Source organism: Gordonia tangerina (assembly GCF_021556435.1).
In the GTDB taxonomy this organism is placed as follows: domain Bacteria; phylum Actinomycetota; class Actinomycetes; order Mycobacteriales; family Mycobacteriaceae; genus Gordonia; species Gordonia tangerina.
The window spans coordinates 41,967-51,931 of the sequence record NZ_JAKGCU010000014.1 but is presented as its reverse complement, the minus strand read 5'-3'; the positions used below and the strand labels follow the sequence as shown (position 1 = coordinate 51,931).

Annotated in this window: 9 protein-coding genes; 3 read left to right on the top strand and 6 right to left on the bottom strand. The window is 65.7% G+C overall.

Annotated features, from left to right (window positions below):
* The first annotated feature begins 69 nt into the window (after positions 1–69).
* The 3 genes from L1892_RS15200 to L1892_RS15190 are packed head-to-tail and all read left to right on the top strand — an operon-like array spanning position 70 to position 2,680.
* Positions 70–1,005 (top strand): efflux ABC transporter ATPase subunit, DrrA-related, encoded by a 936-nt coding sequence (locus tag L1892_RS15200; RefSeq protein ID WP_308191710.1) that lies wholly within the window; start codon positions 70–72, stop codon positions 1,003–1,005.
* Complete coding sequence (locus L1892_RS15195; protein ID WP_235724448.1) at positions 1,002–1,826, top strand: ABC transporter permease; 825 nt, start codon at positions 1,002–1,004, stop codon at positions 1,824–1,826. Before L1892_RS15200 ends, L1892_RS15195 begins: the two co-directional genes overlap by 4 nt.
* Positions 1,823–2,680, top strand: a complete 858-nt coding sequence (locus L1892_RS15190; RefSeq protein WP_235724447.1) for an ABC transporter permease — start codon at positions 1,823–1,825, stop codon at positions 2,678–2,680. The genes L1892_RS15195 and L1892_RS15190 overlap by 4 nt, the downstream gene beginning before the upstream one ends.
* Positions 2,681–2,683: 3 nt before the next feature.
* Here L1892_RS15190 and L1892_RS15185 read toward each other — a convergent pair whose 3' ends face one another.
* From L1892_RS15185 to L1892_RS15160, 6 genes are all read right to left on the bottom strand, one after another.
* Positions 2,684–3,550, bottom strand: a complete 867-nt coding sequence (locus tag L1892_RS15185; RefSeq protein ID WP_235724446.1) for a glycosyltransferase family 2 protein — start codon at positions 3,548–3,550, stop codon at positions 2,684–2,686.
* A 194-nt stretch (positions 3,551–3,744) separates the two neighbouring features.
* Positions 3,745–4,563, bottom strand: coding sequence for a glycosyltransferase (locus tag L1892_RS15180; RefSeq protein ID WP_235724445.1), 819 nt, complete (start codon positions 4,561–4,563; stop codon positions 3,745–3,747).
* Positions 4,560–7,094: an alpha/beta fold hydrolase gene (locus tag L1892_RS15175; RefSeq protein WP_235724444.1), complete on the bottom strand. Its 2,535-nt coding sequence runs from the start codon at positions 7,092–7,094 to the stop codon at positions 4,560–4,562. Before L1892_RS15175 ends, L1892_RS15180 begins: the two co-directional genes overlap by 4 nt.
* The gene (locus tag L1892_RS15170; RefSeq protein ID WP_235724504.1) at positions 7,087–8,034 is read right to left on the bottom strand and encodes an alpha/beta hydrolase; all 948 of its coding nucleotides are present in this window, start codon (positions 8,032–8,034) and stop codon (positions 7,087–7,089) included. Before L1892_RS15170 ends, L1892_RS15175 begins: the two co-directional genes overlap by 8 nt.
* 292 nt (positions 8,035–8,326) lie before the next feature.
* The gene (locus tag L1892_RS15165; RefSeq protein ID WP_235724443.1) at positions 8,327–8,950 is read right to left on the bottom strand and encodes a pyridoxamine 5'-phosphate oxidase family protein; all 624 of its coding nucleotides are present in this window, start codon (positions 8,948–8,950) and stop codon (positions 8,327–8,329) included.
* Between the two features lie 54 nt (positions 8,951–9,004).
* Positions 9,005–9,928: a cation diffusion facilitator family transporter gene (locus L1892_RS15160; RefSeq protein ID WP_235724442.1), complete on the bottom strand. Its 924-nt coding sequence runs from the start codon at positions 9,926–9,928 to the stop codon at positions 9,005–9,007.
* Positions 9,929–9,965 lie beyond the last annotated feature (37 nt).

The window sequence follows — 9,965 nt, the reverse complement described above, 5'->3', positions numbered from 1 at the left end:
CGTCCTCGTAATCCCAAGGGCGACAAAGCCTCAACGCAAGTTGTAGATCTGGCCGTCAAGGTTCGCGACATGCACAAGTCGTTCGAATCGGTCCATGCCCTCAACGGTGTGTCCTTCGATGTGCCGCGCGGCGGGGTACTGGGCATCCTGGGGCCCAACGGGGCCGGGAAGACCACCCTGGTGGACGTGCTGTGCACATTGATCCAGCCCGATTCCGGGTCTGCGCAGGTGTGTGGACATGATCTGATCGATGATCCGGCCGGCGTCCGCAACGCCATCTCGATGACCGGACAGTACGCGGCGCTCGACGAAACCCTCGGCGGCCGCGACAATCTCGTCTTCTTCGCCCGCATGCTGGGTCTGCGGCGAAGCGCCGCCCGCGAACGTGCCGACTACCTCCTGGAACGATTCGGTTTGACCGATGCCGCCAAGCGGCCCGTGTACGCCTACTCCGGCGGCATGCGCCGACGCCTCGACATCGCGTGCGGCCTCGTCACCCGGCCATCGGTGGTGTTTCTCGACGAACCGACGACGGGCCTCGACCCCCGCAGCAGGCAGGCAGTGTGGTCACTGGTGGAGACGCTGCGCGCCGATGGCATCACCACCCTGCTCACCACGCAGTACCTGGAGGAGGCCGATCTGCTCAGCGACAACATCATCGTGATGGACCGCGGACGTGTGGTCGCCGAGGGAAGTGCCGACTCACTCAAGCAGCAGGTCGGCGGCACCTACTGCGAGGCGATCCTCGATGATCCCACCCAGAGTGCAACGCTCGTTGCGGCCATCGCCGGTGAACTCGGTGCGGCACATCGGCCTTCGGTCTCGGCGAATGGTGCGGTCACTCTCACCGCACCCGACGGCGTGGCGACCATGGAGCAGGTGATCGCGCTCGCGCGCACCGCCGGTGTGCGGCTGCTCGATGTGGGTCTGCGCAAGCCGACCCTCGACGACGTCTTCCTGACCCTCACCGGCCCGCCCGGTGACCACGTGGGTGTCGGCGGGTGACGGCGCATCTCCCGGTCGTGTGGCCGGACCGATCCGACCCGGCCGTATTCGTCCGCGGTCCGGTGTTCTGGCGGCAGTGGGTCGCGGCAACCGGACGTGCCGTTCGCTCGGCCCACTCCGAGGGCGAATTCGTCATCGCAGTGGTGATGCCGATGGTGTTCGCGCTCGGTTTCTATCTACCGCTGCGGCTGATCATGGCCGACCGGGGTATCGACTACGCGCAGTTCCTCATGCCGATCATCGTGCTGCAGGCGATTGCATTCACCGCTGTCGCCGCAGCGCAACGGGCGACGCTGGAGAAGCTGCGCGGCATGAGTCGCCGGATGGCGTCGATGCCCGTTCGCCCGCTCGTTCCGTTGTTCGCCCGGATGAGCACCTCGATGATCAGATCGGTGATCTCGATGGTTGCGGCGCTGGTGTTCGGGGCACTGCTGGGTTTTTCGTTCGACGGAGATCCGCTGGACACACTGGGTTTCGTCACCTTCGCGTTGGCGCTGGGACTGGTCCTGGCCATCGGCGCGGATTCGCTCGGTTTGATCGCCCGAAGTCCGGAGGCCACCTCGCAGCTGTTGGTGCTGCCACAGCTGGTGCTGGGGCTGCTGTCAACCGGATTCGTCCCCGAAGACAGTTTCCCCGATTGGGCCCAGCCGTTCGCCCGCAACCAGCCGATCTCACATTTCGCCGCGACCATGCGGGAACTGGCCGCCGGTGAACCGACGATGCACACCGCACTGCCGGCGCTGGTGTGGCTCGGCGCTCTCGCCGTGGTGTTCGTCGGTATCGCTCACCACACCCAGACCCATCGGCGGGCCCACACATGAAGCACGCAACAACGTCCGACATCGCCACCACTGCGACCGGACCGCTCCCCTTCCCCGAGCGTGACCTGTGGACACCGGAGCCGACCTCGACCGCGCTGCTGCGCGGCGCGGCTCTGCAGGCCCAGCGAATCCTGGTGAAGTGGACCAAGGATCCCGCCACCCTGTTGCAATCGCTGCTCTTCCCGGCGCTGATGGTGCTGCTGTTCTGGCTGGTCCTCGATCGCTCGGTGAGTGATCGCTCCGGCACCTCGTACGCGTTCGGGATGGTGCCGATGGTCGCCTTGATCGGTGCGATGTCGGGGGCGTCGATCAGCGGGCTGGGTCTGCGGCGAGAACGCACGTCGGGTCTGCTCACCAGGCTGTGGACGCTGCCGGTGCACCGGGCCGCGGCGATGACGGGCCGGCTCGCGGCCGAGGCGGTACGCGTGGCGGTCACCGTGAGCTTCATCCTGCTGGTGGGTACGATCATCGGATTCCGCATCGAGAGCGGCATCCTCGGCTACCTCGGCATCCTGGCCGTCGCCATGGCCTTCGGCCTGTCGTTCTCGATGATGGTGACCGCGATGGCGTTGCTGTCGCGCGACTCTCACATCGTCGAATGGGTGGCGATCGGGACCAACCTGGCGATGTTCTTCAACACCGGTTTCGTGCCTGCCGACGCATATCCGGCCTGGTTACGCCCGATCGTGGAGTATCAACCACTCAGCTGCGGGGTGGAGGCCATCAAAGCGATGGCGACCGGTGGCGAACTGATGCAGCCGCTGATGCTGACGACCGCATGGTCGGCAGCACTGCTGGTGTTGTTCACCGGCCCCACCCTGATCGGATACCGCCGTGCGGCGCTGCGGGGGTGAGAATCAGACGTAGAAGCAGCCGTAACGCACGCTGCCTTTGATGCGGCCCAGCAGGTGCCCTGCCTGAAACAGCCAGCGCCCGGCCGGAACTCTCGTGACCACCTCGGGCAGCAAAGGATTTCTCAAAGTCAGATAGAGCAGGACGTCCAGGAGTGCTATGACTGGCCGCCTGGGCATGCCGTAGTCCCGATAGTCTGCGTACAGTTGTACGTTCCCCAAACCATACTGCGCAGATTGGGAGAATGTTCCACGCAGGGTTTCACGAAGCCGGTATCCGACCAGCGCTTCGGGTGCATGGCCCACCGTTCCGCCCCGCAGCTGTACGCGCAGCGCGAAGTCCGCGTCTTCGTAGCCCGAGACATAAGTCTCGTCGAATCCCCCGACAGCCATGAAGTCATCTCGCCAGCACGCCATGTTGCAGCCGCTGACGACATTCATGAAACCGGGGAACTCGAAAGGCTCCTCGGCGTCGGGCATCGGACGCCAACTCGCGACCTCAGGTGCGTTCAACGAGGTGGTCTCGACCCCACCGCTGACCACATTGTGAAACCCTGCGGTCTCGACCATATGACGGAGCCATTGGGGATGCACCATGTCATCTGCATCGCAGTAGACAATCAGATCACCAGCCGCAGCTCTGGAACCAACGTTCCTCGCAAACGAGGTACCCGCCCGCTCGGAGGCATCGAGCCACTTCATCTGCAACTTCTCGCGGAGTCGATGGGTCTCGATATGCCGACGCAGGCCATCTCGAGAGCCGTTGTCACAGATCAGAACTTCGAATCCGGCAGGATAGTCTTGGGTCGCGAGCGCTTCTAGTTGGCGATCGATAAGATTTCGCGCATTGCGCGCTGGGATCACCACCGACACCGCACGCGGCCTGCGACGCGCGTGACGTGCCCGCCGTTCCTCACTTGGATGTGACACCCCTCGACCCCGACTACGCGCGAGAGTACGGGCGGGGATACGCCCAGTGTCACCCTTGATACCGGCACGGAAACCACTGGCAGTCAGGTAAATTCGCGATACTCGATGCGACCCGATGAGCATCGCCCTGCCCCGACTCAATGTGTCCTTGGCGATGGAGACCGCGCACCACAGCGGCTCGGTTCGAGCGTATCGGCGGTAGAGGACCAGTCGATTTCGCGCGATGTAGTAGTGCCGGAACGGTGCGTCTTCGGTGAACTCCACGGTCGCACCGAACCTCGTCTGCCCAGCGCCCAGCGCAGGGGCCGCGGCACTGTCCAGGTCGCGGGGTGACCCAATCGATGATGGATACATGTTCCGGGAACGATCAGCGCGTGCACACCGCGTGCTCGCGCGCGGAGATAGAACTCGGTCTCTACGCAGTCGATGAACAGGCCTTCTTCGAAGAGGCCGATCAACTCGAAGAGCCGGCGGGAAAATAGCATCCCCGACTGAAGAGGTTCGAAGGCCAGTGTGAGTCCGCGGTGGGCGAACCAGAATGGCGCCACCTCACCGTTGATCTCACTCGGCGCGACCATCATGTCTGTGATGCCGACGGACGCTGCCAGTTCGCGATGCGCGACCATCCGCTGTACGTAGTCGACATCGAGGACCGTGTCTTGATCGAGTGTCAAGATCAGGTCAGCACCACCGTCGAGCGCGTTGGTCACGCCTCGATTCAGCGCGCTGGCGATCCCACGGTTGTCTCCGCTCTCCAGCACGGTCGCGCCGACCTCGGCACACCGGTCAAGCACGGCTCGCACCGTCCCCGCGGGATCGCCGATCAAAGACGGTGATCCGTCATCGACGATCACGACGCGGTCGACTTGCCCGATGACCGAATCCACCGTCGCCACAAGGCCCGCATCGGGCTCGTAAGACGAGATCACGGCAACCACACCACACGAATCCGTCACCGGGCACCCTCCTGCACTCTTTCACCGATAGCGGTTCCCACAGCTTTGGCGGTTTCGCTCACGTAGGGCGTCCGAACCATCGAATGGTGATCTCCGGACACATCCACTGGACGCACCGCAGCGAGCGAAAAATGCCGCCAAAGGCTGAGATCATCTGTGTTGCTACGTGATCGGATCAGCATGATGTCGCCTGGGAAGGGTACAGGCCGGTGCCGCCGGATCATTCGCGTTCCCAGATCGAAGAACACCGTCCACTGCAGTGTCGTGGGTAGCCTCACCAAGCCGGCGGCAGACATCAGCACGTTCATCACGACAACATTCCAGGCGATCTGCCATCGCGAGCGTGTCTCGACCCCGACCGACGGTTTACCCGAGCGATCCGGCAGAGCTCCGGTCACAGTTGCCGGCGCCGGATCGACCGCGACCCGCCAGCGTCTCCTTCGCTTCGGATCACTGATTGCTGCGGCCAGGATGGGATCGATGATGGAGTCCAATACGATCACACTCTCGCAGTGCTCACCCGAAGCGGACAGGCGCGCGGCGGCCTCGATCGCTACGAAACCGCCCCACGAATAGCCTCCCAGCAGATATGGCCCCCGCGGTTGCACCGATCGCACATCCCGGATCAATCGTCTGGCGGCGGCGCGAATCGACTGGTCAGCACGACCGCGGCCCTCGATCCCACGGGCTTGAACACCGTAGACCGGCCGTGGCGTGGCCAGCGCACGTGCCAATGGCGTCAGACTCGTTGCCAGACTGCCTGCCCCGGCCACCAGGAACAGCGGGCTGCCCACGCCCTCGCGCAGCCGGACGAGCGTGCGCGGAGTTGCCGTCTTCTCACGACTCTCGTTAGCAGCATCGAGATGCTGGGCGAACTCGGCAACGGTCGGCGCTTGCGTCAACAGGCCGGTATCGAGTTCGACCTGAAACCGATGATTGATGTCGGCGATCATGGTTGCCGCGGCGAGTGAGTCGCCACCGAGCGTGATGAAATCTTCCTGCCGTCCGACCTGGTCCAGTCCGAGAATCTCCTGCCACAGAAGGGCGAGCATCGACTCGGTCGGGCCGCGGGGTGGATCGGGCTTCGGCCGGGCCGCCGGCTCCGGCAACGCCACCCGGTCCACCTTCCCGCGTTCATTTCGCGGGAGCTCGGTCATGATGACGACGTCACGGGGAATCATCCAGGGCGCCAGCGTCGTGGCGAGCGCTGTCCGAACTTCAGCGGGCGACGGAGTCCACTTCGACGGATCAACGGCGACGTGGGCGATGAGTTGGGTACGTTCGGTATTCGCCGACACCACGGCGTCGACGGTCCACGGCATCGCGCGCAGCGCGGTCTCCACCTCGGCGGGCTCCACCAGGTAGCCCCGAACCTTGATCGCATCATCACGCCGACCCAGCAGATGCAGCATCCCACTGTCATCGAAACGGCCCAGATCTCCGGTGCGCAAGCGCGACCGGCCATCTCCGATCGGTTCGAACCGCTGCGCCGTGAGCTCGGGGTCGTTGTGGTAACCCGACGCCAGGTGACCCGACTCCACCACGATCTCCCCGACGTCGCCGGCGTCCACATCGTCGCCGTTGTCGTCGACTATCCGCACATGCTTGTCACCGGCCGGAATGCCCACCGCCACGGCCCCATCGGGCACTGCGCGGTCCGGCCCGAAGAGGTTGAAGGCGAGATTGCCGATCTCCGAGGAACCCGACCAGCTGCAGAACGTGCCGGACGGCATCACGGTGCGCCGCACCCGGGTCACATCGGCACCGCGGACGGGTTCACCACAGGTCGACAGCAGGCGCAGTTCAGGGAGTGCGGCGTCGGTGTCGAGGTCACCGAGCCACGACCGCAGCAGCGACGGCGTGCAGTGCGCGGTGGTCGCGGCCTCGGCACACAGCCAGTCACGCAGGCCGGTAGTGGTGCGCCGGCGCACATCCCACAGCAGGAGGGTGGCCCCGTTGAGCAAACCCATCACCAGGCAGTCGACGCCGGCACCGAAGCTGATCGGCAACAGCACGGCCATCCGATCACCCGGCCCGAGACCGAGGAACTCGCGACCGTCGGTGGCCTGGTTGACCCAGCCTCGTTGGGAGTGGATGAGCCCCTTGGGCTTTCCGGTGGAGCCGGAGGTGAAGATGAGGATCGACGGATCGATCGGGTCGGGCTCGGGCACCGGAGCGTCGGACGGGGGCAACGCTGCCATTGACGCGGGATCGAACCGTCGGGCCCCCGAAAATGCGAGGATGTGTTCGCGCCGCTCCGCGGGCAACAGCGGGTCCAGCAGGATCACCGGATGGCCGGAGCAGAGCACCGACAGCACGGCAAGGACAGAGTCGACATCGGACTCGACGTCGACGGCGATCGGCCGGCCAGGTTCGTCGACGGCGGCGGCCAGCGCGCGGCCGCGTTCGTCGGCGCGATCACGGGCCGCACCATAGGTGAGCGAACCATCCGGGCTGCGCACCGCGATCGCATCCGCGTAACGGCCGGCTACCGCGCGCCACCGGGCGACCGTGGTGGCCGGCTCAGCCATCGAGCCCTGCCGCCAATGTCGGCCAGGACCGGTGCAACTCGTCCTGCCAGTACCCCCAGGAGTGGGTGCCGGTGGATGGGAGGTGCACCTGCGCCGGAATGGACAACTGCCGCAACCTGTTCGCCATCGCCTCGGTACACGCGCGGGTGGCCGCCTCCAACGCGCCGCCGACCAGGATCTGGTTGGCGATCGGCGGGGCACCCGGCGCCTGCGCGCTCGGCGTGTCGTACCGTCCCGGTGCACCACTGCCGCTGGACAGGTAGAGGTGGGTTCCGCGAAGCTTCTCGGCGTTGACATACGGGTCGTGTGCGCGCCACTGCCGCGATCCCGTCGGACCCCACATGTTGTCGGCATTGCCACCGGCAGCGGTGTAGACGATGCCCCGGACTGCGGCCTCGCCCTCCGGGGTACTGGTGCGGGCGCAGCCACTGTAGGAGGCCACCGACCGGTACAGGCTCGGCGCGATGGTCGCCAGGTCGAGTACCGACGTCGCCGACATCGACAGTCCGGCGATGGCATTGCGACCGTTCGTGCCCAATGCGTCATCGACGACGTCGGGCAGCTCATCGGTCAGGAAGGTGGCCCACATCGGTTGCCCCACTTGCGGATCGGCGGCGATCCAGTCGGTGTAGTAGCTACCGAGACCGCGTGCGGGAATCACCACATTGACGAACTTGCCGGCGAAGAACTGCTGGGCGTCGGTTTGCGCGAGCCAGTTGGCCCCGTCCTCTCCCCCGCCGGCGCCGTTGAGCAGATATAGGGTGGGTGCGCCGATTGGGGCACCGGCCGGACGGATCACCTGAAACGGAATGTCGATCCCCATCGCCGGCGATCGCACGATCATCTGCCAGAGGGTCCCGTCGACCTGAGTCAGCCCGGTGAGCGTGGCGCGCTGGTCGGGGTCGCGCGCGTCGGCCGGTCCGGGCCCGAACTGTGACATCACCACGGTGAGCAGAATCGCCGCTATCACCGTGCGCCCGAACCACCGTGGGCGTCGTGGCGAGGTTCGCTGAGCTTCACAACGCGCCCCTGAAAACGGCGCCGAGGATGTCATCAGTCGATTCAAACCGGAAACACCCCTACACATGCAAGTTAGCTTAGCCTACCTTACACACATTGCCCGGCCGGGGCCGCGAAACCGGCGGGCCTGCGACCGGCACAATCACCCGAAAAGTGCAACGTCCGTTGAGCCGCAAGCGATGTCGGAGAACCGACCCTCCGGAGACCAAGAATCACCGCTCCAGCAGACCCCGCACCGACGCCGGCACCGCACCCGGCGTCGCGGTCACCGGATCGCCGTAGACGGTCTTCATCGGTACGTGTCCGGTCCACCCGATGGCCCCGTCGTCTCCGGGTCCGCCGGCGCGCGCCTTCGCCAGCCAGCACCCGTCCATGATCGGCAACGCGAGGATCGCCGTCGCCGACAGTTCTCTACGCGTGTGCGCACGCACCTCGGCACTGCGGCCGGGCAGGATCGCATCGGAGAAGATGTCGAGCGCACGGGAACCGTCGTCAGCGTTGACCGGCTGCAGCCGCCCGCGCACGACCGCTGACCGATAGTTCACCGAATGGTCGAACAACGTCTCCGCGACCACCAGTCCGTCGAGAAGAAACGCCGTGAACGTCACCGGCGCACCGGCGGCGACGTGCCGCAACGCACCGGCCCCCGACGACCCGTGGATCAACAGCCGATCACCGTCACGGGCGGCGAGCATCGGTACCGACCACGGGAGGCGATCGTCGGTGACCGTGGACAGCACTCCCACTCGTGCTTCGTCGAGGACCTCGTCAAGCAGCCTGCGATCACCGGCGCGGTCGGGCTTACGTGTGAGAGTTGCGAGTTCGTCGGTCGTCATGGGTGTCAGAATGCCCAGCCGACACCGGTACACGTCACCGAATATCGATTGCAGTCACCACGTGAGTTCGTCGCGGCAGCGACGCTGCACCGCGGCCGGATCCACCTGGATGGTTGCGTGTTCGAGTCCGTGGCGGGCCATGACCACCTGCGCGGCGGCCAGCACATCGGTGTTCGAACAATCGCTGTCGAGGTGCACCGTCGCCACATCCATCCCCGTGGTCAACGTCCACACGTGCAGATCGTGGACGTCGTCGACCGACGGGATGGCGGCCAACTCGCGCCGGAGAGCCTCCACGTCGACATGTGCCGGAGCCTGTTGGTTGAGGATGCGCATCGCATCGAGCGCGAGTCGCACCGCCCGCGGTACCACCCACAGGGCGATCAGCACCGCCACCACGACATCGGCGTACCCCCACCCCGTGGTCAGTGCGACGACACCGGCGACCAACACCCCCACACTGCCCACCGCATCGGCGAGGACCTCCAGGTAGGCGCCGCGTACGGCGATCGATTGCCGGGAGTCGGCGCGCAGCAGCATCATCATCGCGACGTTGACGGCGAGCCCGATGAGCGCGACCACGATGAGCGTCAAGCCGGGAACCTCGGGGTCGGTGCCGATGCGGCGGATCGCCTCGTAGAGCACGAAGGCCGCGACACCGATGAGCAGGACCGCGTTGGCGACGGCGGTGAACACCTCGGCCCGATGCCAGCCGAAGCTGCGGTCGTCGGTGGCCGAGCCGTGTCTGGCCAGGAGCAATGCGACGAGACCCATGAGCAGGGCCACCACGTCGGTGAGCATGTGGCCGGCGTCGGCGATCAATGCCAGCGAGTCGACCAGCAGGCCGGTCACGAGTTCGACGACGAAGTACGCGGCGATGATTCCGGCGGCCAGTGCCATCGGCCAGATCCGGCGATGACCCGCCGACGTCGCGGTGGCCGCCGTCGGCCCGTGCGAATGCGAATGTGAATGTCCCATCTCGCCGCCAATATATGCAGGTTTTCGCATATATGAC